The sequence below is a fragment of the Metasolibacillus meyeri genome, assembly GCF_003049505.1.
In the GTDB taxonomy this organism is placed as follows: Bacteria; Bacillota; Bacilli; order Bacillales_A; family Planococcaceae; genus Metasolibacillus; species Metasolibacillus meyeri.
Genome location: NZ_PYWN01000265.1, coordinates 1 through 448, shown reverse-complemented (window position 1 = coordinate 448; position 448 = coordinate 1). Strand labels below are relative to the sequence as shown.

The window sequence follows — 448 nt, the reverse complement described above, 5'->3', positions numbered from 1 at the left end:
CTTTCTCAGGAAGTGTTTGGAATTGCTGATTCACAACGGCAACTGTACCACCAATGCTTGCGAATAACAGTGTAAGCGTAAGCAGGATTTGACCGCTTCGCTTCTTTTTTAACTGTTCAAATTGTAGTAGCTTAAACCTACGTCTTACTTGATACTGCTTCTTCCTAGATTGAAATACAGGTAATCGGAGCCGGACGGTTTGCGCTCTCATCACTATATAAGAAAGGATAAAAACGATAATCAGTAGACAGAACATAGTGAAAAAATAGGTGATATAACGATCCGTAGCTAATAAATGCGTTTCATAAGAGATGAGCAAGTGAATCGGATTAGCTAGATGGAAACCAGCTTTTAATAAAATGATATAGCTGATTAAAACAGGCAAACTAACGCAGGTGAATAAGATGCCTAACGTAGCCTGTTGCTTAAATAAACAAGTCAATATCAG

The 448-nt window shown here is 37.9% G+C and carries 1 protein-coding gene; it reads right to left on the bottom strand.

Annotated features, from left to right (window positions below; genetic code table 11):
• Window positions 1-448: hypothetical protein (locus tag C9J34_RS22565; protein WP_238600758.1), on the bottom strand; the 448-nt coding region annotated here is incomplete at both ends.